20 protein-coding genes are annotated in these 26,809 nt (G+C 73.1%); 7 read left to right on the top strand and 13 right to left on the bottom strand.

Features of this window, described 5'->3' with window-relative positions; translation table 11 throughout:
- The first annotated feature begins 179 nt into the window (after positions 1 to 179).
- Positions 180 to 4,136 (top strand): type VII secretion protein EccCa, encoded by a 3,957-nt coding sequence (eccCa, locus tag ACGFZK_RS23445; RefSeq protein WP_393850801.1) that lies wholly within the window; start codon positions 180 to 182, stop codon positions 4,134 to 4,136.
- 125 nt (positions 4,137 to 4,261) lie between these two features.
- A complete protein-coding gene (locus ACGFZK_RS23440; RefSeq protein WP_393850800.1) occupies positions 4,262 to 4,507 on the top strand; it encodes a DUF397 domain-containing protein in 246 nt (81 codons plus the stop codon).
- Between the two features lie 84 nt (positions 4,508 to 4,591).
- Here ACGFZK_RS23440 and ACGFZK_RS23435 read toward each other — a convergent pair whose 3' ends face one another.
- The 4 genes from ACGFZK_RS23435 to eccB form a co-directional block, all read right to left on the bottom strand.
- On the bottom strand, positions 4,592 to 4,900 hold the full coding sequence (locus ACGFZK_RS23435; RefSeq protein ID WP_393850799.1) for a WXG100 family type VII secretion target: 309 nt from the start codon (positions 4,898 to 4,900) through the stop codon (positions 4,592 to 4,594).
- A gap of 49 nt (positions 4,901 to 4,949) precedes the next feature.
- Positions 4,950 to 5,297, bottom strand: a complete 348-nt coding sequence (locus ACGFZK_RS23430; protein ID WP_393850798.1) for a hypothetical protein — start codon at positions 5,295 to 5,297, stop codon at positions 4,950 to 4,952.
- Positions 5,298 to 5,510: 213 nt separating this feature from the next.
- The gene (gene mycP, locus ACGFZK_RS23425) at positions 5,511 to 6,788 is read right to left on the bottom strand and encodes a type VII secretion-associated serine protease mycosin (protein ID WP_393850797.1); all 1,278 of its coding nucleotides are present in this window, start codon (positions 6,786 to 6,788) and stop codon (positions 5,511 to 5,513) included.
- A gap of 11 nt (positions 6,789 to 6,799) precedes the next feature.
- Positions 6,800 to 8,377, bottom strand: a complete 1,578-nt coding sequence (gene eccB, locus ACGFZK_RS23420; protein ID WP_393850796.1) for a type VII secretion protein EccB — start codon at positions 8,375 to 8,377, stop codon at positions 6,800 to 6,802.
- 258 nt (positions 8,378 to 8,635) lie between these two features.
- On the opposite strand from eccB, the gene eccE reads away from it, so the two are divergent.
- From eccE to ACGFZK_RS23405, 3 genes are all read left to right on the top strand, one after another.
- A complete protein-coding gene (eccE, locus tag ACGFZK_RS23415) occupies positions 8,636 to 9,913 on the top strand; it encodes a type VII secretion protein EccE (protein WP_393850795.1) in 1,278 nt (425 codons plus the stop codon).
- Positions 9,910 to 10,608 (top strand): hypothetical protein, encoded by a 699-nt coding sequence (locus tag ACGFZK_RS23410; RefSeq protein WP_393850794.1) that lies wholly within the window; start codon positions 9,910 to 9,912, stop codon positions 10,606 to 10,608. Before eccE ends, ACGFZK_RS23410 begins: the two co-directional genes overlap by 4 nt.
- A 106-nt stretch (positions 10,609 to 10,714) precedes the next feature.
- The gene (locus ACGFZK_RS23405; protein ID WP_393850793.1) at positions 10,715 to 13,048 is read left to right on the top strand and encodes an SCO5717 family growth-regulating ATPase; all 2,334 of its coding nucleotides are present in this window, start codon (positions 10,715 to 10,717) and stop codon (positions 13,046 to 13,048) included.
- 64 nt (positions 13,049 to 13,112) lie between these two features.
- Here the strand turns inward: ACGFZK_RS23405 and ACGFZK_RS23400 are convergent, their stop codons facing one another.
- From ACGFZK_RS23400 to rimP, 9 genes are all read right to left on the bottom strand, one after another.
- Positions 13,113 to 14,069, bottom strand: coding sequence for a bifunctional riboflavin kinase/FAD synthetase (locus tag ACGFZK_RS23400; RefSeq protein ID WP_393850792.1), 957 nt, complete (start codon positions 14,067 to 14,069; stop codon positions 13,113 to 13,115).
- Positions 14,070 to 14,195: 126 nt separating this feature from the next.
- Positions 14,196 to 18,230, bottom strand: a complete 4,035-nt coding sequence (locus ACGFZK_RS23395; protein ID WP_393850791.1) for a hypothetical protein — start codon at positions 18,228 to 18,230, stop codon at positions 14,196 to 14,198.
- A 303-nt stretch (positions 18,231 to 18,533) separates the two neighbouring features.
- Entirely contained in the window at positions 18,534 to 19,469 is a 936-nt protein-coding gene (gene truB, locus ACGFZK_RS23390; RefSeq protein ID WP_393850790.1) for a tRNA pseudouridine(55) synthase TruB, read from the bottom strand.
- On the bottom strand, positions 19,466 to 19,918 hold the full coding sequence (rbfA, locus tag ACGFZK_RS23385; protein WP_215012874.1) for a 30S ribosome-binding factor RbfA: 453 nt from the start codon (positions 19,916 to 19,918) through the stop codon (positions 19,466 to 19,468). Before rbfA ends, truB begins: the two co-directional genes overlap by 4 nt.
- 40 nt (positions 19,919 to 19,958) lie before the next feature.
- On the bottom strand, positions 19,959 to 20,252 hold the full coding sequence (locus tag ACGFZK_RS23380; protein WP_393850789.1) for a DUF503 domain-containing protein: 294 nt from the start codon (positions 20,250 to 20,252) through the stop codon (positions 19,959 to 19,961).
- Positions 20,253 to 20,436: 184 nt separating this feature from the next.
- The gene (infB, locus tag ACGFZK_RS23375) at positions 20,437 to 23,562 is read right to left on the bottom strand and encodes a translation initiation factor IF-2 (RefSeq protein WP_393850788.1); all 3,126 of its coding nucleotides are present in this window, start codon (positions 23,560 to 23,562) and stop codon (positions 20,437 to 20,439) included.
- Between the two features lie 149 nt (positions 23,563 to 23,711).
- A complete protein-coding gene (locus ACGFZK_RS23370) occupies positions 23,712 to 23,999 on the bottom strand; it encodes a YlxR family protein (protein WP_393850787.1) in 288 nt (95 codons plus the stop codon).
- A gap of 146 nt (positions 24,000 to 24,145) precedes the next feature.
- Positions 24,146 to 25,156: a transcription termination factor NusA gene (nusA, locus tag ACGFZK_RS23365; RefSeq protein ID WP_393850786.1), complete on the bottom strand. Its 1,011-nt coding sequence runs from the start codon at positions 25,154 to 25,156 to the stop codon at positions 24,146 to 24,148.
- A gap of 2 nt (positions 25,157 to 25,158) precedes the next feature.
- Complete coding sequence (gene rimP, locus ACGFZK_RS23360) at positions 25,159 to 25,656, bottom strand: ribosome maturation factor RimP (RefSeq protein ID WP_030718678.1); 498 nt, start codon at positions 25,654 to 25,656, stop codon at positions 25,159 to 25,161.
- A 155-nt stretch (positions 25,657 to 25,811) separates the two neighbouring features.
- Here rimP and ACGFZK_RS23355 point away from each other — a divergent pair, with 155 nt between their 5' ends.
- Positions 25,812 to 26,345, top strand: coding sequence for a hypothetical protein (locus tag ACGFZK_RS23355; protein ID WP_393850785.1), 534 nt, complete (start codon positions 25,812 to 25,814; stop codon positions 26,343 to 26,345).
- Positions 26,342 to 26,809 (top strand): ferritin-like domain-containing protein, encoded by a 468-nt coding sequence (locus tag ACGFZK_RS23350; RefSeq protein ID WP_393850784.1) that lies wholly within the window; start codon positions 26,342 to 26,344, stop codon positions 26,807 to 26,809. Before ACGFZK_RS23355 ends, ACGFZK_RS23350 begins: the two co-directional genes overlap by 4 nt.

Below are 26,809 nucleotides of genomic sequence, written 5' to 3'. Positions count from 1 at the left end.
TTGGTGCCCGCACCGGCGGACGATTCGCGGATGCGCATGCTGCGCGCGCCACCCTACCGGGCTTATGACCGACTGTCGGCAAGTAGGATCACCGTCGCGTGGGGGAGACCCCCTTCGCGCCCGGGACTTGGGGGCGCCGGTTGCGACGTCCCGTCCGTTTTCGAGGGATTGATGCTCCGGTGAGCCAGATCGTCGTCAAACGCCCGCCGCGGTCCCTGCCGCCCGAGGTTCCCGCGGAGGAGCTGCGGCTGGAAGCTCCGCCCGAACTCCCGCGCGGGCAGCAGGAGGGCATGCTGATGCAGCTCCTGCCGATGCTCGGCATGGGCTCTTCCGTCGTGTTCTTCTTCATGCCGGGTGCGGCTCCGTTCATGCGCATCATGGGTGTGCTGATGCTGGTGTCGACGGTGGCCATGGTCGTCGCGCAGCTGGTGCGCCACCGGCGCGGTGCGCAGGGGCAAATGGCCGATGTGCGCCGGGACTACCTCAAATATCTTGCGCAGACGCGCCGCCAGGTACGCCGGACCGCACGTGCGCAGCGCGACGCGCAGCTGTATCTGCACCCGGCCCCGGAGCAGTTGTGGTCGGTGGTGGCGGAGGGTTCGCGGCTGTGGGAGCGGCGGGTCGGCGACCAGGACTTCGGGCAGGCCCGGCTCGGGCTGGGTGCGCAGCGCCTGGCGACGCCGCTGGTGGCGCCGGAGACCGCGCCGGTGGACGAGCTGGAGCCGCTGACCGCGGGGGCGATGCAGCGGTTCCTGAAGGTGCACTCCTCGCTGGACGGGCTGCCGATGGCGCTGTCGATCCGCGCCTTCTACCACGTGACGGTGTCCGGGGAGCCGGAGGCGGCGCGCAGTACCGCGCGGGCGATGGTGGCGCAGCTGGCGACGCTGCACTCCCCCGAGGACCTGATGGTGGCCGTGGTGGCCGCGCCGGGCGCCGTGCGCTCGTGGGACTGGACGAAGTGGCTGCCGCACACGCAGGTCCCGGGCCAGGTCGACGGGGCCGGTACGAAGCGGCTGTTCGGCGACGACCTCGCCGAGCTGGAGGGGCTGCTGGCGAACCGGCTGGAGGGCCGGCCCCGGTTCAGCCGGGAGGTGTCCCCCGTACTGGACCAGCCGCACCTGGTGGTCGTGCTGGACGGCGGGATGGTGCCGCCGGACTCGGTGTTCGCGGCGGCCGAGGGGCTGCAGGGCGTGACCATCGTCGAGGTGGTCGCGGGCGAGCTGGACGAGCCGCGCGGCGGGCTGTCGGTCGTGGTGCGGCCGGGCCGGCTGCGCCTGGAGTCGGGCGCCGGGGTCGCGTACGAGGGCGTCCCGGACACGCTGTCGCTGCCCGCGGCGGAGGCGCTGGCCCGGCAGTTGGCGCCGATGCGCACGGGCGGCGGGGACGACGACGAGCCGCTGCTGGCGAACCTGGACTTCACGGACCTGCTGAACCTGGGCGACGCGGCGGCGGTCGACGTCGCGCGCACCTGGCGGCCGAGGTCGGCCGGCGAGCGGCTGCGGGTGCCGATCGGCGTCGGCGAGGACGGCGCGCCGGTCATGCTGGACCTGAAGGAGGCCGCGCAGGAGGGCATGGGCCCGCACGGTCTGTGCGTGGGCGCGACCGGTTCCGGCAAGTCGGAGCTGCTGCGCACGCTGGTGCTGGGTCTGGCCGTCACGCACACCTCGGAGACCCTGAACTTCGTACTCGCCGACTTCAAGGGCGGTGCGACCTTCACCGGGATGGGGCAGATGCCGCACGTCGCGGCGGTCATCACCAACCTGGCGGACGACCTCACGCTCGTGGACCGCATGGGCGACTCGATCCGCGGTGAGCTGCAGCGCCGGCAGGAGCTGCTGCGCTCGGCGGGCAACTACGCCAACATCCACGACTACGAGAAGGCCCGTGCGGCCGGCGCCCCGCTGGAGCCGCTGGCCTCGCTGGTGCTGGTCATCGACGAGTTCAGCGAACTGCTGACGGCGAAGCCGGACTTCATCGACATGTTCATCCAGATCGGCCGCATCGGCCGTTCGCTGGGTGTGCACCTGCTGCTGGCCTCGCAGCGTCTGGAGGAGGGCAAGCTGCGCGGCCTGGACACGTACCTGTCGTACCGGATCGGTCTGCGGACCTTCTCGGCGGCGGAGTCGCGGACGGCGATCGGCGTCCCGGACGCCTACCACCTGCCGTCGGTGCCCGGTTCGGGCTATCTGAAGTTCGGTACGGACGAGATGACCCGCTTCAAGGCGGCGTACGTCTCGGGTACCTACCGCTCGGGCGGCCCGGACCTGTCGGTGGGGCAGTTCCCGGTGGAGCGGCGGCCCGCGCTGTTCACGGCGACCCCGGTGCCGGTGGTGTACGCGGCTCCGGACCCGGCGTACCTGGCGTCGCAGCCGGTGCGCGAGGACGACGCGCTCGCGGACACCGTGCTGGACGTGATCGTCAGCCGGCTGGAGGGGCAGGGGGTCCCGGCGCACCAGGTGTGGCTGCCGCCGCTCGACCAGGCGCCGCCGCTCGACCAGCTGCTGCCGGCGCTGGCGCCGAGCGCGGAGCGCGGGCTGCACGCCGACGGGTACACGCGGCCCGGCGGGCTCGTCGTGCCGCTCGGCCTCATCGACAAGCCGTTCGAGCAGCGGCGCGAGGTGCTGTACCGGGACTTCTCGGGTGCGGCGGGCCACATGATGGTGGTCGGCGGTCCGCAGTCGGGCAAGTCGACGCTGATGAGGACGCTGATCTCCTCCTTCGCGCTCACGCACACCCCGCGCGAGGTGCAGTTCTACGGGCTGGACTTCGGTGGTGGCAGCCTGTCGTCGGTCTCCGAGCTGCCGCACGTGGGCGGGATCGCCTCGCGCCTGGACCCGGAGCGGGTCCGGCGTACGGTCGCGGAGGTGGGGGGCATCCTCAACCGCCGCGAGGAGTTCTTCCGCTCGAACAACATCGACTCGATCGGCACCTACCGGCGCCGTCGCGCGGCCGGTGACCTGCCCCACGAGCCGTGGGGCGACGTGTTCCTGGTCATCGACGGCTGGGGCAACTTCCGGGGCGAGTACGAGGGCCTGGAGCAGATCGTCACCGACATCGCCTCGCGCGGTCTGGGCTACGGCATCCACGTGGTGATCACCGCGGCCCGGTACATGGAGGTACGGGCCGCGCTCAAGGACCAGATGCTCAGCCGCCTCGAGCTGCGGCTCGGCGACACCATGGACTCCGAGTTCGACCGGAAGGTCGCGGCGAACGTCCCCACGGGGATGCCCGGCCGCGGTCAGGTCGCGGAGAAGCTGCACTTCCTGGGCGCGCTGCCGCGGATCGACGGCTCGCACGAGGCGGGAGACCTGTCGGAGGCCACGGCGGCCTTCGTGGAAGCGGTGAAGCAGAACTGGGCGGGGCAGGCGGCTCCCGGGGTACGGCTGCTGCCGCGGCTGCTCCACTCCGACCAGCTGCCCAAGGGCGGGGAGCACCCCGGCCGCGGGATCGCGATCGGCATCGACGAGACCGATCTGGAGCCGGTGTTCGTCGACTTCGAGTCCGACCCCTTCCTCCTCGTCTTCGGCGAGAGCGAGTCGGGCAAGACGAACCTGCTGCGGCTCATCGCCAAGCAGATCTCGGAGCGCTACACACCGGACCAGGCACGTCTGGTCGTGGGCGACTACCGGCGGAGCTTGCTCGGGGCGCTGCCGGAGGAGCACCTGCTGGAGTACGCGCCGATGGCGAGCTCCCTGCAGATGCACATGGAGGCGCTGGGCGGGGTGTTCTCGCGCCGGCAGCCGCCGACCGACGTCACTCCGCAGCAGCTGCGCGACCGCAGCTGGTGGACGGGCCCGGACGTGTTCATCATCATCGACGACTTCGACCTGGTCTCCACGAGCCAGGGCAATCCGCTGGCACCGCTGGTGGAGTTCCTGCCCTTCGCCCGGGACACGGGCGTCCGCTTCATCATCGCGCGCAACTCGGCGGGTGCCTCGCGTTCGCTGTACGAGCCGTTCATGCAGCGGATCAAGGAGCTCGGCGCGCAGGGCGTCGTCCTGTCCGGTGACCCGTCCGAGGGCGACCTGGTCGGTACGGTGCGGCCGCGTCCGATGCCGCCGGGCCGGGCCAGCTTCGCCTCGCGCAGGCGCGGTACGTCGCTGATCCAGATCGGTCGGATGCCGGCCCGCATGTGAGCCCCTCCCCCGGTGGCCGGCATCGACGCCGGCCACCGGGGCGATCGGCCGGAAACCTGTCCCGGCCGGTGGCGCAGCACCGATAATCGGCGGTGAAGACCGCGCCACCGAGGGAAAGGCCACCCATGGGCACCCAGCAGGAGAAGGACGAGCTGTACGCGCTCGACATCAGCGGTGTGGAGTGGGAGGGGCCGCCCGGGACCAGCCCGGACGAGGAGCGGGTCGAGATCGCCCGGCTCCCCGAGGGCGCGGTGGCCATGCGGTCCTCGCTGGACCGGGACACGGTGCTGCGCTACACGGCCGCCGAGTGGGAGGCCTTCGTACTCGGGGCCCGGGACGGCGAGTTCGACCTCGAACGCCACCAGCCCTGAGGGGGGCGTAAGCGTACGCGCCGAAGGGGCGCGCCCGGTGCGGGCGCGCCCCTTCGGCGCGTTCGGACTGACGTGGTCCCGGGCTCAGTAGGCCTCGGTGAACAGGCGCGAGGCCCTCACGTCGGTGGCGCGGTAGTCGCCCTTGCCCTGCTCGATGAGGCGGGCGACCTGCTCCAGCGTCTTGTTCATGTGGTCGGCCTTGCCCTTGTACTTCGCCTGGAGCTGGACGTACTGGCCGTGCGCCTCGCCGTCCCAGGTGTCGGTGACGACCTTCACGGCCGCCTCCATCTCGTTCAGGTCCTTGATGATGTTCCCGGAAACGACCCGGATGCGGTCCGCCATCTGCTGGACCGTCTCATACCTGACCTTGGTGTGCCCGTCGGAACCCGACATGCTCTACTCCTTCTCGCTGCGCTGCGGTGACTGGTGAACGACGCTTGCGTCAGATGCCGTTGAGGCCGGAGTTGTTGCCCCCGCCACCAGCGCTCGACTGGACGGCCTTGAACGCGGCACGCACGTCGTCGTCCTGCGCGTTGCTGAGGTTCTTGGTCTGCGCCACCGCGTTGTGCAGGACGCCGAGCAGACGACGGATCTCGTCGTGGTCGTCGTTCACCGTGCTCTGTGCGGAGATGAACCCCGAGGCACCCACACCGGTCCAGCCGGCGCTCACGGTGGCGAGGATGTCGGCGAGCTCGCGGGCCTGCCTGGTGACGGCGTTGGCCGTCTCCTCGATCTTGTTCTTCGCCTGGACGACCGGATCGTCTGCAAGTCCGAAGGTGTTCGTGCTCATCGAAGCTCCTCACTTCTCAATTCGCCGGCAGAACCGGCGGATTGCGCAGCGGAGCGGACGCGCCTGGCGCGGTTGTGAGCCACGCGCCCCGGCTTGTCCCCCTCCGCTTCACGCGATCCCCCGATCACACTCGTGAAGCCTGGTGTCACTCTAGCCAGTTCATCGGCTTGTCCCAACACCGGTAGGGCGCTTCCGTTGATGAACTGTGACTGTTCACTGCAAACGACGTCGGCGGCTGCGGGAGTCCCGGACGACCGTCGCGGTACCCGCGATGACGGCGATCAGGACCGCGCCGATGCCCAGAGCGTACGTGCCGAACCGCTCCTCGCGCTCCTGGGCGGTCTCGGTCAGCTGCAGCGCCGCCGCCTCCGGAGCGGCCGCCGGGGGCGGGCCGGGGTCCGGGACCGGGGCCTTGGGGGCCTGCTGGTCGTGGGCGAGTGCGCGCACCGGGTCGATGACGCCCCAACCGACGTAGTCGTCACGGCCCTTGACCGTGCGTTCGGCGGTGTTCTGGATCTGCCAGACGATCTGCTGCGCCGACCAGTCCCCGTGCTTGGCGCGGAGCAGGGCGGCGACGCCGGCGACGTACGGCGCGGAGAAGCTGGTGCCGTTGTCGATGCACTGGCCGAAGCCGGGGACGGTGGAGACCATGTCGACGCCGGGCGCCGCCACGCCGATGAAGTCGCCGGGCTGGGAGAACGCGGCCCGCTCGTTGTTGCGGTCCGAGGCTCCCACGGCGAGCACGCCGGGGAAGGCGGCCGGGTAGGTCTTGCGCTTCTGGCCGCTCATGCCGTCGTTGCCCGCCGAGGCCACCACCACGACGTTGGCGGCGACGGCCTTCTGGACGGCCTTGCCGAGTTCGGAGTCGGCGGACAGCTGTGCGTCGGTGTCCTGGGAGACGTTGATCACTTGGGCGCCCTTGGCCACCGCGTGGTCGATGGCCTGGGCCAGGGACAGGGCATTGCCCTTGCCCTGCCCGTCGTTCTGCCGGATCGGGATGATCGTGGCTTCCGGGGCCAGGCCGACGAAGCCGGTGCCGTCCTGGGGGCGTGCCGCGATCAGCCCGGCGACCTTGGTGCCGTGGCCGACGGGGTCGACCGTGCCGTCGCCGCCCTTGGGGTCGACGAAGTCCTTGCCCGCGCCGGTGTCGAGGGCCGCGCTGAGCTGCGGGTTCGCCCGGTCCACACCGGTGTCGATGACCGCGACGCGGACACCGTTGCCGTTCTTGTCCTTGCCCTTGGTCTGCGCCCACAGCTCGTCGAGCAGGAGCCGCTGGAGGGCCCAGGGGCGGTCCGCGATCTGCTTCTTCATGGGGAAGGTGCACTCGCCGGCGCCGTCGAGGCGCAACGCGTACGGGGCTCCCTCGTACGGGGCCTGCGGCGCGGCTGCTGTTTCCGCCGCGGCGGCCGTTCCCGCGCCGCCGCCGGCCAGGGTGAGGGCGAAGGCGGCGGCCACAAGCGCCCGCCGGGCCGCGTGGGTGGTCTGGGTCATCGGCGGCTTCCTCACGAACCTTGGGGCTGGCGGGCGGAGTTGGTGTCCAGGCGCGGCCCCTTGGAAAGGAACTCCGACCAGGCGATGGGCACCATGGCCGGGGTGACGCTGCCGTAGCCGAGCCGGACCTGCGCCTGGCTGGCCTCGGGGCGGCCGTCCGTCCCCGTCTTCGACTGGTCGGGCGCGCCGATCTTCGACTGCTCGGCGTCGCTGTCGCCGTTCGCCTGGACGGCGTACCGCAGACCGGTGTCGGTGACCAGGAAGAGGGAGCCGCCGGCGGTGGTCTGCTTGCCCTGGACCTGGGTGTAGAGCAGGCCGGAGCCGGGGGTGACGTACGCGCTGGTGCCGCTGGCGGTGATGTCGATGGGGAAACCGGTGCCGGCCCACGTGCTCAGGGTCTGGTTGCCCTGGCCGTCGACCGAGCGCAGGACGCTGCAGACGGTGTCGCGGTTGTTGGCTCCTCCGGTCTGGGTGCCGGCCGCCGGGGTCGTCTGGTTGATGCGGTCGGTCTTCTTCTGCGGCCACTTGACGTCACCGGCGAACGGGGCGGCGTCCGGGCTGAGCGACTGGAGGTCGACCTCGCGTGGCTTGCCGTGCATGTTGAGGCCGTCCGTCGCGGGAGCCGAGATCAGCAGCCAGGCGACGAAGTCGGAGACCGGCGCGACCTTTCCTGGCAGCACCACGTAGTGCTGGGCGCCGGAGCCGGTCTGCGCCTTGAGCACCATGCCGACCTTGTTGTCGGCGGTGGACAGGCCCTTGACCCCGGCGTCGGAGGCCGCCTTGCCCGGGAGCGCCGGGAAGGTCAGGTCGTCGCCGGAGTTGAGGGTCCCCAGCCATTCCGGGCTGACCTGCTGCGGGGTGGCGCCCGTGCCGACCAGCGCGTTCGTCATCGTTCCGGCGGCCGGGGTGCCCTCCGGGAACTTGTACTTCGTCCCCGACGCGTCGACCAGGTAGCGCTCCTGGCCCGTGCCGGTGCTCTGCACGTACAGCGACTGGGTGTCGGTGAGCCTGCGGGCGTCGTCCGTCTTGGCCGCCTCGCGGTCGGCGAGGACGAAGGTGGCGGTCTGCACGCCGCGGCCGTTGCCGCCCGGCTGCTGGCAGACGGCCCAGCGCTTGGCCTTGCCCGCGTCGTCCTTGGAGGGAAGCCGGTCGGGGGCGTACGGGATGCCGATGATCGGGCCGCGCGGCGGCTTGCCCGCGTCGAGGACCTTGTCCTCGACCTGGATCACCTTGAATTTCGAGGGATCCAGCAGGAGTCGCGCGGAGGCGAGGTTCAGCACCGGGTGCAGCCGGGTCTGGTCCTTGCCGTTGACCTTCGTCGTCAGGACCACGTACCGGGTGGTCGAGTCCTTGCCGACGATGACCCTGGTTCCCGGTTCCGACCAGCCCTTGGGCGCCGTCGGCTTGAACATGCCCCAGGCGCCGAATCCGGCGAGCACGAGCGCGCCGACGATCAGCCCCGGAAGGACCGCGCGCAGCGGGCGCGGAGCGCCCTCCTCGGTCCCCGTGGCGGATGGCTGGAGGAACGCGGCCACCGTGCGCCGCTTCGCAAAGGTGTACGCGTTGAGCTCATCACGTCGTGATGCCATGACCGCCTGCTTCTCCCCGCACGGCCCGGCCGGTGAGTACGGTCCCCGGGCCTCGATTGTCGGACCGGGCACCTACTATGCCTCTTGACGGACGGTATGCAGGGGCCGGGTAGGGTGAGGCTGCCGCTCAGCCCCTTCCGCACCGGGTCAATCAGGGCTTGTTGGGGTGGATTGGGGAGATTCCGGGGGCGTGCGGCAGGTGTCGCACGGCGCCCGGACTCACGGGGTCTGGCCCCGGAAAGGGGAAGTGCGCGAGTGATGGCCACCGCGACGGAGCAGCAGACCGGCGCGCCCGCACCGGCGCGTGGCGGGGTGACGCCGCATCCGAAGTCGAGCCCCGGCCGCTTCGGTCCGTTCCGACTGCAACAGCTCGTGCTGGTTCAAGTTGCGGCAGCCGCCCTGCTGGTGGCGTGGGTGGTCGAACCGCTCCTGCTGGTTCCCACCGGCGTGCTGGCGCTCGTCCTGGTGTTGCTCGCGGTCGTGCGCCGCCACCAGCGCTCCCTGCCGGAGTGGATCGGCGGTGCGCTCGCACTGCGTACCCGTCGGCGCCGGTCCGCGTCCTTCGCCGTGCCAGCGGGCACGGAGCCCGGGCTCGCCCCGCTGGTCGAGGCCGATCCGGCGCTGCGCACCCTCACCTTCGGCGACCGCGACCGGCGTCCGGTCGGGATGATCGGCGACGGGACCTTCCTGACCGCGGTCGTCCAGGTGGACACGGACGCGACGGCGCTGCGGCCCGACCGGGCGGCGCGGCCACTGCCGCTGGCCGTCGTACGGGACATCCTCGAAGTGGACGGCATCCGGCTGGAGTCCGCGCAGCTCGTGCAGCACACCCAGCCGGCGCCCGCCCCGCACCTGCCGGCCCAGTCGATGGCGACGCGCAACTACGCGCCGCTGCAGGCGCGGACGGGTACGCCGGCGGTCCGGCTGACCTGGATCGCGCTCAAACTCGACCCGGAGCTGTGCCCGGAGGCGGTCACCGCACGCGGCGGCGGACTGGCCGGCGCGCAGCGGTGCCTGGTGCGCGCGGCGGACCAGTTGGCGAGCCGGCTGGCCGGGGCCGGGTTCACGGCCACCGTGCTGACCGAGCAGGAGCTGACGGCGGCGCTGGCCACGTCCTCGTGCGCGAACCCGATGGCGATCACCCAGGCCGGGCGGTCGAGCAGCACGGGGCGGCGGACCGAGGAGACCTCGCGGACCTGGCGCTGCGACGACCGGCGGCATACGACGTACTGGATAGGCCGCTGGCCGCAGCTCGGCGGCGGCGCAGGTTCGGCGGCACTGCCGCAGCTCGTGGCGCTGCTGACCTCGCTGCCCGCGCTCGCGACGAACTTCAGCCTGACGATGGCCCCGGCGGAGCGACAGGGCGTCACCCTGACCGGACACGTACGGGTGACGGGGCGGAGCGACGAAGAACTCGTCGCGGCGCGCCGGGAGTTGGAGAGGACGGCGCGGGGCGTGAAGACCGGGCTGGTCCGGCTCGACCGTGAACAGGTGCCGGGGCTGCTGGCTTCGCTGCCGCTGGGAGGGGCGCGATGAAGGGCGGTTTCGGGCTGGTCGGCCCGCGTCGGGAGCGGCACGTGGTGCCCGCTGCGGACCTGGATCTGCTGGCGCTGCCCGTCGGTGACGACGGGGTCGTCATCGGCGTGGACGCCGAGGGGCGGTCGGCGGTGCTCGGGATCAACCGGCCGACGCCGTACGAGGTGACGCTCATCGGCGGTCTGTGGACGGCGCAGGTGCTGGCGCTGCGCGCGGCGGCCACGGGTGCGCGCGTGGCGGTGGAGACCGGACGCGGGCAGGTGTGGTCCGGGCTGGCCCAGGCGGCCGGGGGCGGGCAGCAGTGCGTAACCCTGCACGAGGTGGGCAGGATCCCGCCGCAGGGCGCTTCGGCGGGCAGCCCGGTGCTGGTGATCCGGGACTGCGGGATGCGGCCGCCGCGCGGGCGCGTGGTGGCCGGGCCGTGGCAGTCGGTGCTGACCCTGCTGCCGTACCTGAGCCCGACGGCGCCGCGGCTGTTGCAGCAGTCGTCCCTGGTGGGCGTGCAGCGGGTGTCCCCGGACGAGGCGCAGCAGATCGGCCGCCTGATGAGACTTCCGCGGCAGGCGGTGGATTCGCTGCCGACGCTGGGCGACGGGGTGACCCTGTGGTGCACTCCGCGGGACCGGCAGTTCGTGATGACCCAGGGGACGGACGCGGAGACCGGGCTGCTGGGCGGGGCCCGGCGCATCGACTGACCCGGCCCGCTGAGGGGGGCGGACAGTGACATCGGGCCGCGATTAGGCTGGGTCCGGGCGCGGCGAGGTGGGCGCCGGACCAGTGTTCGACAGACCAGGAGGACCAGTGAGCGGCGATCGGAACGAGAGGCGCGGCGGGACGTGGGACGTCCCGACGGACGATCAGTCCGACGCGGAGCCCGAGGTGACGGGCGAGTTCACCATCGACTACACCCCGCCGGCCTGGTACATGCAGGGCGGGACCCCGGCCGCGCAAGTACCGGGACTCCCCGAGGGCAGCGGTTTCGAGCCGCACCGCCCGTCAGACCTGGAATCGCCGTCGACGATGCGGATCGCTCCGCCCGCTCCGCGGACGCCGTCCGACGGCGCGGGCCTGCCGGCCCCGTTCCCGCCCGCTCCGGCGGCGCCGGTGGACGCGGCCCCGGCGTACCCGGCTCCGGCGCTCCCGTACGTGACTCCGGCTCCGGCGCCGGTCGAGGCGCCGGCTCCGATCGCGCCGCCGGCTCCGGCTCCTGCTCCGGCCGAGTCGGCCCCGCCGTACGTGGTCCCGGCTGCGGCAGAGGCTCCGGCTCCGGTCGAGGCCCCGGCTCCGGCACCGTTCGACGCGGCCCCCTCGTACCCGGCTCCCGCTCCGGCCGCGATCGAGGCTCCGGCTCCGGCCGAGGACGTCCCGCCCGCACTCGAAGCCCCGGCCCCGGTCCCGCCGTTCACGGCCCCGGAGCCGGCCGCCGACGCGCTCGTACCCCTGCCCGCGGCCCCGGCCGAGGAGGTCGCCCCGGAGCCGGCTCCGGAGCCGGCTCCCCTCGACGCCCCGCGCGCGACGGCGTTCCCGCCCCTGCCGCCCGTCGACGAGGTCACGCCGTACCCGGCCCTGCCCCCGGCGCCCGTCGCGGAGGCTCCGCACGCACCCTGGCCCGGACCGCAGGACACTCCCGTCGAGGGAACGCCCGTGCTGCCGCCCGCCGAGCAGGCAGCGGCACCGGCACCGGCACCGGTCAGCCCCGCGGACGCGCCGCCGGCCGTCGGCGAAGTGCCCTCGCCGCCGCCCGCGTTCGGGACCCCGGACGCGTACCCGTTCGCGCCACCGGCGCCCGCGCAGCCGCAGCACCCGCAGCCGCCGCAGCCGCAGCCGCAGCCGCAGCACTACGACCCCCACGCCGCCGGGCAGTGGTCCGCCGGGCCCGGTCAGCAGCAGCCCCCGCAGCAGCACCAGCCGCAACCGCAGCCGCACGACCCGCGCTATTCGGCCGGCCAGACCGGCGGCGGCGCGCCCCTCGGCTACACGGCCGCCGTCGAGCTGTCGTCCGACCGCCTGCTGCGCAACAAGCAGAAGCCCAGGAACAACAACAACGGTGGCGGCGGCCTGTTCCGCTTCGGCGGCAAGGCGGCCGAAGCGGAGCGCCAGCGCAAGCTGGAGCTGATCCGCACCCCGGTCATGTCCTGCTACCGCATCGCCGTCATCAGCCTCAAGGGCGGCGTCGGCAAGACCACGACCACCACCGCCCTCGGCGCCACCCTCGCCACCGAGCGCCAGGACAAGATCCTGGCCATCGACGCGAACCCCGACGCCGGTACCCTCGGGCGCCGGGTCCGCCGTGAGACCGGTGCCACCATCCGGGACCTGGTCCAGGCGATCCCGTACCTGCACTCGTACATGGACATCCGCAGGTTCACCTCCCAGGCGCCCTCCGGTCTGGAGATCATCGCCAACGACGTGGACCCGGCCGTCTCCACGACCTTCAACGACGAGGACTACCGCCGCGTCATCGAGACGCTGGGCCGCCAGTACCCGATCATCCTCACCGACTCGGGTACCGGCCTCCTCTACTCCGCCATGCGCGGCGTCCTGGACCTGGCCGATCAGCTGATCATCATCTCGACCCCGTCCGTGGACGGAGCCAGCAGCGCCAGCACCACTCTCGACTGGCTCTCCGCGCACGGGTACGCCGACCTCGTATCGCGCTCCCTCACCGTCATCTCCGGGGTCCGCGAGACCAGCAAGATGATCAAGATCGAGGACATCGTGCAGCACTTCGAGACCCGTTGCCGGGGTGTCGTCGTGGTGCCCTTCGACGAGCACCTCGCGGCCGGCGCCGAGGTCGATCTCGACATGATGCGGCCCAAGACGCGCGAGGCGTACTTCAACCTCTCCGCGCTCGTGGCCGAGGACTTCCTGCGGGCCCAGCAGCAGGCCCCGCAGGGACACTGGGGCGCGCCGCAGCAGCCCCAGGCCCCTCAGCCGCCCTACCAGCAGCAGCCCCCGCAGCAGCCGCAGCCGCAGCCGTACGGTCAGCCCCCGGGCCAGCCCCCGTACCAGCAGCCGCCGCAGCCCTACGGCCAGCCGTACCCGCAGCCCGGCCAGCCCTGGCAGCAGCCCCAGGCCCCGCACCAGCAGCCGCCCCAGCCCCAGCAGCCCCCGCGCGACCCGCGCCTGGGCTGACCACGGCCAAGAGGAAAGGGCCCGTACCACCCCGGGGTGGTACGGGCCCTTCCTGTTCGTTCGTCTAGCGCTTCACGTCGTACGCGTCCGTCAGCACCCGCGCCCGCTTCACGTCGTCCGCGATCGCTTCCAGCAGCCCGTCCAGCGACTCGAACTTCGCCATCCCCCGCACGTACGCGAGGAAGTCGACGGCCACGTGCATCCCGTACAGGTCCAGCCCCACGCGGTCGATCGCGTACGCCTCCACGGTCCGCTCGGTGGCGTCGAACTGCACGTTCGTCCCCACCGAGATCGCCGCGGGCATCCGCTCTCCGTCGGCCGTCAGCCAGCCCGCGTAGACCCCGTCCGCCGGGATCGCGGTGTGCGGCTGCGTCTCGACGTTCGCCGTCGGGTAGCCGAGTTCGCGCCCGCGCTGCGCACCGCGCACCACCACGCCCTCGACCCGGTGCGGACGCCCCAGGATCTCCGCCGCGCCGTCCATGTCCCCCTCGGCGACCAGCCTGCGCGCCAGCGTCGAGGAGAAGGGCACCCCGCCGCCCGCCTCGCCGCGCTCGACCAGGTCCACGACGTCGACCTCGTAGTCGTACGTGGAGCCCAGCTCGCGCAGGAAGTCGACGTTCCCGGCGGCCCGGTGGCCGAAGCGGAAGTTCGGGCCCTCGATGACGGCCCGCGCGTGCAGCTTGTCGACGAGGACCTTCACGATGAAGTCGGCCGGGGACAGCTGGGAGAACTCGGCCGTGAACGGCAGGATCAGCAGCGCGTCCACGCCCAGCCCGGACATCAGCTCGGCGCGCCGGTCGTAGGGGGCCAGGATCGGCGGGTGGCTGCCGGGGCGGACCACCTCGCTCGGGTGCGGGTCGAAGGTGACGACGACGGACGGGACGCCGAGCTCACGTGCCGTGGCGACCGCCCGTCCGATGATCAGCTGATGTCCCCGGTGCACGCCGTCGTAGGAGCCGATGGTGACGACGCTGCGTCCCCAGTCCTGGGGGATGTCCTCCAAGCCACGCCAGCGCTGCACTGTGACCGCTCCTCGCCCGAACCCGTTTAGTCCTTGAACTGATTGCCGATTGCAGGTCTAAGACTGCCATGCCGGTGGCCGGGGCCCCGCATCGGCATCTGACTGGATCGGCCGCCGTGTCTGTCGTCACGTCACATCCGGCGCCGCCCTGCCGAGGGTCTCCACCGTGCGCCGGGCGCTCGGCCCCAGCAGGGCCGCGGCCTCGGCCGCCGCCGTCGCCAGCCAGCGGGCCACCAGGGCCCCGAAGGCCGGTTCGGCCCGGGCCAGCTCCACCGTCCGGCGTTCGAAGACCGCCGGACCGCCGGGGGTCCGCAGCAGCTGCCGTCCGGTGCGCCGCAGCAGCTCTCGCGTACGGTCCTCCGGGCGCCCGGCGGCCTTCGCCGCGAGGGTCCCGAGGAAGGCGTCGAGCACGTTCGGATCGGCCTCCTCGCGCAGCAGGGTGTCGGCCAGATCCCCGCGCAGCGGGTACGAGGTCTCCCCGCCGGGCGCGGCCAGTACGGCGGCCAGCTCGGCCCGTACCCCGGCGGGGGCGCTGCGCAGCAGGTCCAGCACCAGCGGCCGCACCACCGAGGCGGCGGCCGGGCCCTGGTCGAGCCGCCGGTCCACGAAGAAGGCGGCGTGCGGAGCGTCCGCGGGGCACCGCGCGAGGTGTTCCCGTACGAGGTCGGCCGCGCGCCGGGCCAGCCCCGGTGTGGTCAGCGTGGCCAGGGCCCGGACCACCTCCCCGTCGGCCCGGGCGCGCAGTGCGGCGAACACCTCGTCCGGGTCGGGCAGTACGGGCAGCGCCGCGACCAGCGCCGCCGCGGGCAGCCGGGAGCCGAGCTCGGGATCGCGGAAGCAGGTGAGGGCGTCGGGCAGGTAGCGGCCGCGCACCTGCGGGTCGCGGAGCAGGATCGCGAGGGCGCTGCCGTGCAGGGTGGAGTCGGCGGGGCGGGCGAGCAGCGCCTGGGCGGCGTAGCGCAGCAGCTCGCGGTCGGCGGGGGTGCGCGCGTGCGGGGCGGTGGCGAGCCCGTAGGCGGCGGCCGCGACCCGGCGCCCGGGCCGTTCGTCGTGCGCCCAGCGGTCGACGGCGCGGCACAGGGCGGAGGGCTCCTCCTCGGCGAGTACGGCGAGCAGCTCGTCGGCGCGCGGGTGCGCGGCGGTGACGAGCGCCTCGGTGAGGTCGTCCACGGCGAGGCTGCGGTGGGTGTGCAGCAGGGCCTGGGCGGCGGTGGCGACGGTCGCCCCGGGGCGGCCGCGCAGCCGGCGGCCGTCGCCGAACCAGGCGCAGAGCAGCGGCTGCGCGCGCTGCGGGTCCCGGGCGAGGCGGCGGGCCGCGGCGTCGAGGTAGCGGTCGCCGGGGACCGCCTCGGCGGGGTCGGCGGGCAGCAGGCGGCGCAGCAGGTCGAGGCGGTCGGGCTCGGGCAGCCGGAGCCGGGTCCAGAACCAGCCGCCGAACTCCCCCGGTCCGGCCCGGGTCACGTGCTCGGCGAGGGCGTGCAGGACGGGGAGGTGGGGCCGCGCGTCGGGGGCCCGGAGCAGGGTCTCGCGCAGCAGCCGGGCGGCCCACCAGGCGCTGTCCCGGGTGGCTCGCTCCGGTTCCTCGGCCAGGCGGTTGAGGCGGTGGACGAGCCCGGTGAGCTCCGTGCGCAGCTGGTCGGGGGCGAGTCTGCGCAGGGCCTCCAGGACGGGCCCGATCCGGTGCCGGGGCACGGGCAGTCCGGGCCCGGCGGGGCCGTGGACGAGGAGGCCGAGGGCCGTCGGCACGTCGAGGTGACCGGCCTGGATCCAGTCGGACAGCTCCTCGTGGGCGAAGCGGTAGCCGGGCCCGGCGGGTACCAGCAGTCCCTCGGTGAGCACGGCGGAGGCCCAGCCGGTGCGCCACGGGAAGAGTTCCTCGAAGGAGGCCCGGTCCACCTGCCCCTGCCCGGGGCCCAGGCAGCGGCGTGCGGCCTCGTGCACCCGGCCGGCCACGCGCGCCGCGAGCCGCCGGACGCCGGGGCCGTGCACCTTCACGCCCCCAGCGTCGGCGCAGGCGGCGGCGATGCGGACGGCGGCGCGCAGGCAGAGCAGGTCCAGGTGCGCGGCGAAGACCTCGTCGCGGCCGGGGCGACCGGCGGTGACCTCGGCGGCACGGATCCCGGCGAGCAGGCGCAGGGTCAGCGGGTGCCGGGCGTCGGCCTCGCGGACGGCGTCGGCGGGGATGCCGAGGCGGGCCCGGGCGGCCTCGGCCTCGGCGGCGGTGAGGTCCGCGAGCGGGAGGGCGGGCGGCAGCCGCCGGGCCGGGCGGGCCGGGGAGTGCAGTGCCCCGGGCGGGTAGAGGGCGCCGGCCCGCTCCCAGTACTCGGGCCGGGCGGCGACGACCAGCCGGGCCCCGGTCGCCCGCAGCCACCCGGCGGTGGCTTCGGTCCAGGGGCCGAGCCGGTGGGTGAGTTCCGGCGGCATCTCCTCGGGAGCGTCGAGCACGACGAGCAACCCCCGCCCGGCCCCCGCGGCCAACCGCGCGACCTGCTCGGCGATCCCGTCGGCGTGGATGCCGATGCCGAAGCCCGGACCGGTGCCGTGAGTGCCGGCGGCCGGGCCGGCACCCGAGCCGGTGCCCGTACCGTGGCCCGGCTCGGCGCCGTGGCCCAAGCCGGTGCCGCCGCCCGGCCCCGGGACGATACCCACACCGGGGCCGTGGTGGGGGCCAGTGCCGTGGCCGGTCCACGCGCCCGGCGCCGTGCTCTGGGGGCGGACCCCGCTGCCCCCGATACCGGAGCCCCGGTCGTTGCCCGCGTCCGGGTCCCGGCCCGTGCCGGGCTGCTGCTCGCTGTCCCCGGCCGCTGCGCCCGCCCCGCGACCGCCGGTCCACGTGCCCGGCGCCGTGCCCTGGGGGTGGACCTCGCTGCCCCCGATACCGGTGTCCCGGTCGGTGGCCGCATCCAGGTCCCGGCCCGTGCCGGGCTGCTGCTCGCTGTCCCCGGCCGCTGCGCCCGCCCGGGGGCCGGCAGGCCCCCGGTCCGGCCCCGTCCGCTGGGAGTCGATCGCGCTGGCCCCGATGCCGGTGTCCCGGTCGGTGCCCGCGTCCGGGTCCCGGGCCGTGCCGGGTTGGCGCCCCTCGCCCGCCGCCTCCGTACCCGCCCTGCGGCCGCCGGCCCCTGCGCCCGGCACCCCCCGCTGGTCGTCGATCCCGCAGTCCCCGACACCCGTACCCCGGTCGGTGGCCGCTGCCGTACCCGCCCCGAGGCCGTCGGGCCACGGGCCCGGCGGCGTCGGGGCGGTGGACGTGGAGACGATTCGGGCCGCCGTCACCAGTGCCCGCGTCGCCGCGTCGGCCAGGGAGGTGTCCCCTGCGCGCAGGTCCGCGCCGCGCAGCCAGAGCGTCGGCGCCGGGCGGGCGCCCCGTGCGCGGCGTACGGCCAGGGCCGCGAGCGCCGTCGTGCGGCCCGTGCCCGGCTCCCCCACGAGGCCGAGCACCGGGCGGTCCCCCTCGGTGAAGGCGGCCAATTCGGCGGCGGTGCCCGGGCGTTCCACGGGTTGCGGCCCCTCCGGCGGGATGGAGGCTCCGAGCGTGGTCGCGGTCAGCTCCAGTGCCCCGGCGAGGTTCAGGTCGGCGCCGTGGCCGGGGACGGTCGCGGCGTTGCGTTCCAGCAGCGCGGCCAGCGGGCCGTCCGGGTCGGCCCCGGCCGCCGCCCGCAGTGCGGTGCCCAGTACCGCGAGCACCGCTCCGGTTCCGGCGTCCAGGACCGGGCCCCCGCAGGCCTCCCCGCCCCAGCGCAGCGCGTCCCGCCCGTCCGTGCCGATCGCCAGCTCGACGGCCACGCCCGCGGGCACCGGGTGGAACCGGTCCGTCGCCGGGTACGTGACCTCCGCGCCACCCAGCACCCGCGCCTGCCGCCATCCCCGCGCGGGCAGCCGTACGTACGTCCCGGGTTCGATCACCTCGCGCAGTGCCACCGGCAGCGGCCGCATCCCGAGCCCGTCGGTCCGTACGAGCGCCAGCGCGAGCCCCGGCAGGGCGGTCACGTCCGCCGCCTCGGCCAGCCAGGTCCGCCCGGCCGGTCCCGGCGCGTGCAGCACCACCCGGGTCAGCCCCTCGACGGCCTCGTGGCTGGTGACCACCGTCCCGCGGTCGTCGGCGACGAATCCGCTGCCGCGCGCCCGACCGGCGGGATCGCAGATTTTGACGAGCTCCGCCATGGCCGCACCACTCCCCGCACCGCTCCCCCGCAACGCCCCCGTGCTCACGACGGTAGGCAGGTGAAGATCAGCAGGAAAAGCACGCGAGGCGAAAGCGCCCCCTTACGCTCCCTCCATTCACTCCGAGCGCCTGCTCGGACGGGTGAATACAGGGGTCCGGGTGGATAGAGACCTACCCGAGGGGGGTCGTGGAGCGGTGAGCGGCAGACCATGTGCGCTCACCGCTCCACGTCAACACCACACCCGGTGACCGGGTGGAGGGGTCCGGACCCCTGAAGGATCCGGACCGGTGGAAGATCCGGGTCAGACGAAGACCGCGAGGGACTTCGCCTTTCCGTTCTTGTTCTCGACGAGCCCGAGCAGGTGCCCCTGCGGCCCGAAGACCGCGATCGTGCGGCCGGCCTCGTACTCCTGCGGCATGTCGATCCGCACGCCGTTGGCGAGCAGCGAGGCCCGTCGGGCGTCCAGGTCCCAGCGCGGGAAGGCCGCGGCGGCCGCCTCGCCGATGGGCATGACGGTGAGCTCCTCCTGGAGCTGGTCCAGGGTGCGCGCCTTGTCGAGCTTGTACGGGCCCACCCGCGTGCGGCGCAGCGCGGTGAGGTGCCCGCCGACGCCGAGGTCGGCGCCCAGGTCACGGGCGAGGGCCCGGATGTACGTACCGCTGGAGCAGACGACGGAGACGACGAGGTCGACGACCTTGGTGCCGTCCTCGGCCTCCGCCTCGCGCATGTCGTACACCTGGAACGACGAGATGGTCACCGGACGGGCCGGGATCTCGAAGTCCTCGCCGTCACGGGCGCGCTTGTAGGAGCGCACGCCCTTGATCTTGATGGCGCTGACCTTGGACGGGACCTGCATGATCTCGCCGGACAGCTTGGCGATGCCCGCGTCCACGGCCTCCCCGGTGACCCCGGTGGCGTCCGTGGAGGAGGTGATCTCGCCCTCGGCGTCGTCGGTCAGGGTGTTCTGGCCCAGCCGGATCGTGCCGAGGTACTCCTTCTCCGTGAGCGCGAGGTGGCCGAGGAGCTTCGTGGCCTTCTCCACGCCCAGGACCAGCACGCCGGTCGCCATCGGGTCGAGCGTGCCGGCGTGGCCGACGCGGCGGGTCTTGGCGATCCCGCGCATCTTGGCGACCACGTCGTGCGAGGTGAAGCCGGACGGCTTGTCGACGATGACAAGACCGTCCAGGGGGCCCCTCCCGGCGTGAGCCGGGGGGGTCTGACCTGCGTTGGTGCTCATTCCGCGGCTGCGTCCTCGTCGTCGTCCTCGCCCGGCTTCTTGTACGGGTCGGCCTCGCCGGCGTACTGCGCACCGGAGGAGACCTCGCGCACCTGGGCGTCGGAGGAACGCGCCTTGTCGAGGAGGTCCTCGATGGTCTTGGCGTTCTCCGGGAGGGCGTCCGCCACGAAGGTCAGGGTGGGCGTGAACTTGGTTCCCGCCGCCCGGCCGACCGCGGAACGCAGGACGCCCTTGGCGCTCTCCAGGCCCGCTGCCGCGCTGGCCCGGTCCTCGTCGTCGCCGTAGACCGTGTAGAAGACCGTGGCCTCCCGCAGGTCGCCGGTGACGCGGGTGTCCGTGATGGTCACGTGCGTACCGAGGCGGGGGTCCTTGACTCCGCGCAGCAGCTTCTCGGCCACCACCTCCCGGATGAGGTCCGCCAGCTTCTTCGCCCGCGCATTGTCGGCCACTGGTCCGTCTCCTTCTTCTGTCTTGCAGACAAGCTATAAGTCAGTCTTCATCACCGTGGAAGCGCCGTCGTACGGACAGCAGCTCCACTTCCGGACGCGCCGCGACCAGCCGCTCGCAGCGGTCCAGTACGTCCGAGAGGAACCCCGCGTCCCCGCTGACCAGAGCGACTCCGACCCGCGCCCGGCGGTGGAGGTCCTGGTCGCCCACCTCGGCCGCGCTCACGGAGAACTTCCTCTGGAGCTCGGCGACGATGGGTCGGACGACGGAGCGTTTCTCCTTCAGCGAGTGGACGTCGCCGAGGAGCAGGTCGAAGGACAGAGTCCCCACGTACATGCAGTTCCGGATATCCCGCCGGTGCGGGTTCGGTGGCCTGCCGGGCCGTCGCCCGGCAGGTTCACCCGGCGCTCGCGCGGCCGGGTCACCAGAACCGTACACGCAACGGCCGGGGCCGATCGACGGATATTCCGCCGACCGGCCCCGGTGCTACGAGCTACGACACGTGCGATGTGCTTCGCGCTTACGCGCGGGGCTTCTCGCGCATCTCGTACGTCGCGATGACGTCGTCGATCTTGATGTCGTTGAAGGAACCGAGGTTGATACCACCCTCGAAGCCCTCGCGGATCTCGGTGACGTCGTCCTTGAAGCGGCGCAGACCGGAGATGGTGAGGTTCTCGGCGACGACCTTGCCGTCGCGCAGGAGCCGCGCCTTGGTGTTGCGCTTGACCTCGCCGGACCGGATGAGAACACCGGCGATGTTGCCCAGCTTGGACGAGCGGAAGATCTCGCGGACCTCCGCCGTACCGAGCTCGACCTCTTCGTACTCCGGCTTGAGGAGACCCTTCAGGGCCGCCTCGATCTCCTCGATGGCCTGGTAGATCACCGAGTAGTAGCGGACGTCGACGCCCTCGCGGTCCGCCATCTGCGCGGCACGGCCGGCCGCACGGACGTTGTAACCGATGACGATGGCGTCGGAGCCCATCGCCAGCGAGATGTCGGACTCGGTGACCGCACCCACACCGCGGTGCAGGACCCGGATGTCGACCTCTTCACCGACGTCGAGCTGGAGCAGCGAGGACTCGAGAGCCTCGACCGCACCGGACGCGTCGCCCTTGATGATGAGGTTGAGTTCCTGGACCAGACCGGCCTTGAGCACGGAGTCGAGGTCCTCGAGGGACACACGACGGACGCGCTTGGCGAAGTTGGCGTTGCGCTCACGCGCAGCACGCTTCTCGGCGATCTGACGGGCCGTACGGTCCTCGTCGACGACGAGGAAGTTGTCGCCGGCGCCGGGGACGTTGGTGAGACCCAGGACCAGGACGGGGGTCGACGGACCCGCTTCCTCGACGTTGTTGCCCTTGTCGTCGAGCATGGCGCGCACGCGGCCGTAGGCGTCGCCCACGACCATCGTGTCGCCGACGCGGAGGGTACCGCGCTGGACGAGGACGGTGGCGACGGCACCGCGGCCGCGGTCGAGGTGGGACTCGATCGCAATACCCTGAGCGTCCTGCTCCGGGTTGGCCCGCAGGTCGAGCGAGGCGTCGGCGGTGAGGACGACGGCCTCGAGCAGGGAGTCGATGTGCAGACCCTGCTTGGCGGAGATGTCGACGAACATCGTGTCGCCGCCGTACTCCTCGGCGACCAGACCGAACTCGGTGAGCTGACCGCGCACCTTGACCGGGTCGGCACCTTCGACGTCGATCTTGTTGACCGCGACGACGATCGGGACGCCGGCGGCCTTGGCGTGGTTGAGCGCCTCGATCGTCTGCGGCATGACGCCGTCGTTGGCCGCGACCACGAGGATCGCGATGTCGGTCGACTTGGCACCACGGGCACGCATGGCGGTGAACGCCTCGTGACCCGGGGTGTCGATGAAGGTGATCTTGCGCTCTTCACCGTTGACCTCGGTACCGACCTGGTACGCACCGATGTGCTGCGTGATGCCACCGGCCTCGCCCGCAACGACGTTCGTCTTGCGGATGGCGTCGAGCAGTCGGGTCTTACCGTGGTCGACGTGACCCATGACGGTCACGACCGGCGGACGCGGCATGAGGTATTCCTCGCCGCCCTCGTCCTCGCCGAACTCGATGTCGAAGCCCTCGAGGAGCTCGCGGTCCTCTTCCTCCGGGCTGACGATCTGGACGACGTAGTTCATCTCGCCGGCCAGCATCTCGAGCGTCTCGTCGGAGACGGACTGCGTGGCAGTGACCATCTCGCCGAGGTTCATCATCACGGCGACGAGCGACGCCGGGTTGGCGTTGATCTTCTCCGCGAAGTCGGTGAGGGAGGCACCGCGCGACAGGCGAACGGTCTCGCCGCCACCGCGCGGCAGCATCACGCCGCCGACGGACGGGGCCTGCATGGCCTCGTACTCCTGGCGCCTCTGACGCTTGGACTTGCGACCACGACGGGCCGGACCACCGGGACGGCCGAAGGCGCCCTGCGTGCCACCACGGGCACCGGGACCACCGGGACGACCACCGAAGCCGGGACGACCGCCGCCACCGGCACCGGCCGGACCGCCGCCGAAGCCGCCACCACCGGGACGGGGGCCACCGAAGCCGCCACCGCCGCCGGGACGCGAGCCCGGACCGGCCGGACGACCGGCGAAGCCGCCGCCCGCGGGACGACCGGCACCGCCGGGACGACCTGCGCCACCCGCACCGGGGCCACGGCCACCAGGGCCGCCACCGGGACGCGGACCGGGACCACCGGCAGCGGGACGCTGCGGCATCATGCCCGGGTTCGGACGGTTACCACCGGGAGCACCACCGGGACGCGGGGCGCCGCCCTGCGGACGCGGCATGCCGCCCGGGGTCGGACGACCGGCACCGGCGCCCTGCGGACGCGGAGCGCCACCGGGACCACCCTGCGGGCGCGGAGCACCCTGGCCGCCACCGGCGCCGGGGGCACCGGGACGGGGCGCACCGGCCGGACGGGGCGCCTGCGGGCGCGCCATGCCGGTGGAGCCGCCGGAGGTGAAGGGGTTGTTGCCCGGACGGGGACCCGCCGGACGAGCGCCCTGGGGACGCGGGGCCGAGGAGCCGGGGCCCGCGGGCCGCTGCGCCTGGGCGCCGGGAGCGGCGCCGGCCGGACGCGGGGCGCCGGGACGGGCACCGCCCTGGCCACCCTGGCCCTGGGCCGGACGCTGCTGCGCCGGACGGGGGCCGGGAGCCGCGGCGGGACGCTCGGTGCGCGCCGGGGCGGCCGGAGCCGCCGGAGGCGCGGAGAACTCGGTCGCCACGGGCGCCGCCGGAGCGGGCTTCGGGGCGGCCGGAGCCTTCGGGCCGGGACGCGGGCCGGAGGCGGCCGGAGTCACCGGGGTGCTGGCGGCCGGAGCCTCGGCGACGACCGGCTTGGGGGCCGGCGCTCCGGGCTTCGGGGCAGCAGGACGTGCCGCAGCGGCCGGGGAGGGCGCTGCGGGCTTGGCGGGCGCGGCCTTGCGGGGCGCGCCGGGCTTTGCAGCGGACTTGCCGGCGTTGCCGCCGGGCCCCTGCAGTGCGTCAGTCAACTTGCGTACAACCGGCGCCTCGATCGTCGAGGACGCCGAACGGACGAATTCACCGAGTTCTTGGAGCTTGGCCATGACGACCTTGCTCTCCACCCCGAACTCCTTGGCGAGTTCGTATACCCGGACCTTAGCCACTTCGCTCCTTTTAGGTCCGGGTTACGCCGGACCGTCGCTACTTCATGGGCGTACTCATCGCGTACTCATCGAGTGCTCATCGCAATCTCGACCTACTTCCAACTCGCGAGGTACCTGACCGCACGGGGTATCCGTGCCGTACTACTTCTTTACGGTGTGGCCTCGGCCTCACCGGCCACGGCTTTGCGCAGGTTCTCCGTGTCGAGCGCTCCGGCGGACCGAAGGGCCCGGGGAAACGCACGACGGCGAATCGCCTGGTCGAGGCAGACCACGGCGGGGTGCACGTAAGCACCCCGGCCCGGCCGCGTACCGCGTGGATCGGGGACGCATGCGTCTCCGTCCGCCACGACGCGCAGCAGTTCGTTCTTGGCCGCTCGCTCCCGACACCCCACACAGGTGCGTTCGGGGCATGCGCGGGCTTGCGTCCGGCCAGACACGCCTAAGTCTACCTCCCCGCACCGACCTCTCTCCCGACAAGTGGCGGAGGAAAGATCGAACGGCTGTCGTGTTGTCTTGATATCCGCTGCCGGAACAGCGGACCTGCACCCTGTCTACCGTCCCGGGAAGCCCGGACGGTACCGGTTTATTCCCCGTCCCGGTCCCGGTCGGCGTCCGGGGACGCCTCGGTGTCGGGACGGATGTCGATGCGCCAGCCGGTGAGCCGCGCGGCGAGGCGGGCGTTCTGGCCCTCCTTGCCGATGGCCAGCGACAGCTGGTAGTCCGGCACGGTCACCCGCGCGGACCGGGAGTCCCAGTCGACGACCTCGACCTCGCTCACCCGGGCGGGTGACAGTGCGTTCGCGACCATCTCCGCCGGGTCGTCCGACCAGTCGACGATGTCGATCTTCTCGCCGTGCAGTTCGGCCATCACGTTGCGCACGCGGCTGCCCATCGGGCCGATGCAGGCGCCCTTCGGGTTGAGGCCCGAACGGGTGGACCGGACGGCGATCTTGGTGCGGTGACCGGCCTCACGGGCGATCGCCGAGATCTCGACGCTGCCGTCGGCGATCTCCGGGACCTCCAGCGAGAAGAGCTTCTTCACGAGGTTGGGGTGGGTGCGCGAGAGGGTCACGGACGGACCCCGGACACCCTTCGCGACGCGCACGACGTACGCCTTCAGGCGCAGCCCGTGCGTGTAGTCCTCACCGGGGACCTGCTCCTGCACCGGCAGGATGGCCTCCAGCTTGCCGATGTCGACGAGGACGTTCTTCGGGTCCTTGCCCTGCTGGACGACGCCGGTGATGACGTCGCCCTCACGGCCGGCGAACTCGCCGAAGGTCAGGTCGTCCTCGGCGTCGCGCAGACGCTGCAGGATCACCTGCTTGGCGGTCGTCGCGGCGATCCGGCCGAAGTCCGACGGGGTGTCGTCGAACTCCTTGGGCTCCTGGCCCTCTTCGAGATCCCTCGGGTCTTCCGTCGCCCACACGACCACGTGACCGTTGGTGCGGTCCAGCACGACGCGAGCGCGGCGGAAGCTCCCCTCGGTCCGGTGGTACGCGATGAGGAGGGCCGACTCGATCGCCTCGACGAGCAGGTCGAAGGAGATCTCCTTCTCCCGGACCAGACCCCGCAGGGCACTCATGTCGATGTCCACGGCTACGCCTCCTCTTCCTTCTTGTCCTTGCGGTTGAACTCGATCTCGACACGCGCCTTGGCGATGTCGGTGAATGCGATGCGGCGGGCGGTCGCCTTGCGGCCCTTCACGCCCGGGACTTCGAGGTCCAGGCCCTCGTCGTCGGCTTCGAGAATGCGGGCGATCAGTTCCCCGCCCTCTGCCAGCTGGAACTTCACGAGACGGCCGATCGCCCGTACGTAGTGACGGTGCTCGGTCAGCGGGCGGTCGGCGCCCGGCGAGCTCACTTCGAGGACGTACTCGTCCTCACCCATCACATCGGTTTCGTCGAGCTTGTCGGAGACCTCGCGACTCAGCTCGGCACACGCGTCCAGCTCCACGCCCTCGTCGGAGTCCACGATGATCCGCAGCATCCGGCGCTTGCCCGCCCGGGACATCTCGATCTCCTCGAGGTCCAGGCCCTTGGCGGCGACGAGCGGCTCCAGCAGTCCGCGCAGCCTGTCGCTCTGGGTGGTGCTCATCCGGGTGACTCCTCGGCCGCGTGTGCTGTTGTGATTTCCGTCGTGTGTCAGGTCAAAGGGTATCCGGTGTCAGGGGGTGTTGCCGTCCGCCCTGTGGACAGGGCCCCGGGTACCGTGATCACACCCTGCCCCGCCATCACCCGGAGGACGTCGCCGTGCCCTGGACTCTGCCTTCGAGACCCTCGCGCAGGACCGTGCTCGCCGGTGCGGCCGGCGCCGTGCTGCTGACCGGGTGCTCCGACGACCGCCCCACCGACGCCGACGTCACGATTCCACTCGAACGGCGGATGCGGGAGGCAGCCTTCCGTGACAGTACGCGACTGCTGGAACGTTACGACGCCACCTCGGCGGCCCACCCGGCCCTGGCCGGGCGGCTCGCGCCCCTGCGTGCCGCCGTCGCCGCGCACGCCGCGGCCCTCTCGCTCACCCCTTCGGCCTCGCCGTCCCCCGCCCCGTCCCGGTCCGGCGGTACGGGTGCCGCCGCGCCCTCGGCGAGCGGTGAGCCGGTGCCGCCGAAGCCCGCCGAGGCCCTGACCGAGCTCGCGGACGCCGAGCGCAGCCTGTCCGAGTCCCGGACCATCGACCTGGCCGGGGCCCCCGGGGAGCTGGCCCGGCTGCTGGCCTCGGTGGCCGCCTGCGGCGCCGTACACGCGTACCTGCTGACCTCGACCCCCGGAGCCACGTCGTGAAGCCCGAACCCTCCCCCGCCGGCCGGGCCCTGGAGGCGGCCCAGGCCGCACTCGCCGCCGAGCACGCGGCCGCCTACGGCTACGGGGTGATCGGCGCCCGGTCCTCCGGCGCCCGCGCGACGCAGGCCCGGGAATCCTACGGCGGCCACCTCGCGCGGCGTGACGCGCTCGCCCGGACGGTACGGCAGCTGGGCGGCTCGCCGCGGCCCGCGGAGGCCGCGTACGCCCTGCCGTTCCAGGTCCGCAGCCCGGCCGACGCCGAGCGGCTGGCCGCCGAGATCGAGGACCGGGTGGCCGGCGCGTACTCCGATCTGGTGCGCGCGGCGGCGGGCCCGCTGCGCCGCGAGGCGGCCGACGCGCTGAGCGCGGCGGCAGTGCGCGCGGCACGCTGGCGCGGTGTCGGCGTAGCCTTCCCTGGGCTCTCGGAACGCGCTGACGAGGCGCAACGGGCCCAGCACAGCTGA

The sequence above is a fragment of the Streptomyces sp. NPDC048257 genome, from assembly GCF_043201855.1.
In the GTDB taxonomy this organism is placed as follows: Bacteria; Actinomycetota; Actinomycetes; order Streptomycetales; family Streptomycetaceae; genus Streptomyces.
The sequence above is the reverse complement of the archived record's forward strand: the minus strand, read 5'-3'. Positions and strand labels throughout refer to the sequence as shown.

Coding starts and splice junctions, on each gene's coding strand:
- ACGFZK_RS23440 (WP_393850800.1), top strand. CDS start 4,262: ATGGGCACCCAGCAGGAGAAGGACGAGCTGTACGCGCTCGACATCAGC.
- ACGFZK_RS23435 (WP_393850799.1), bottom strand. CDS start 4,900: ATGTCGGGTTCCGACGGGCACACCAAGGTCAGGTATGAGACGGTCCAG.
- ACGFZK_RS23430 (WP_393850798.1), bottom strand. CDS start 5,297: ATGAGCACGAACACCTTCGGACTTGCAGACGATCCGGTCGTCCAGGCG.
- mycP (WP_393850797.1), bottom strand. CDS start 6,788: ATGACCCAGACCACCCACGCGGCCCGGCGGGCGCTTGTGGCCGCCGCC.
- eccB (WP_393850796.1), bottom strand. CDS start 8,377: ATGGCATCACGACGTGATGAGCTCAACGCGTACACCTTTGCGAAGCGG.
- eccE (WP_393850795.1), top strand. CDS start 8,636: ATGGCCACCGCGACGGAGCAGCAGACCGGCGCGCCCGCACCGGCGCGT.
- ACGFZK_RS23410 (WP_393850794.1), top strand. CDS start 9,910: ATGAAGGGCGGTTTCGGGCTGGTCGGCCCGCGTCGGGAGCGGCACGTG.
- ACGFZK_RS23395 (WP_393850791.1), bottom strand. CDS start 18,230: ATGGCGGAGCTCGTCAAAATCTGCGATCCCGCCGGTCGGGCGCGCGGC.
- truB (WP_393850790.1), bottom strand. CDS start 19,469: ATGAGCACCAACGCAGGTCAGACCCCCCCGGCTCACGCCGGGAGGGGC.
- ACGFZK_RS23380 (WP_393850789.1), bottom strand. CDS start 20,252: ATGTACGTGGGGACTCTGTCCTTCGACCTGCTCCTCGGCGACGTCCAC.
- rimP (WP_030718678.1), bottom strand. CDS start 25,656: ATGAGCACCACCCAGAGCGACAGGCTGCGCGGACTGCTGGAGCCGCTC.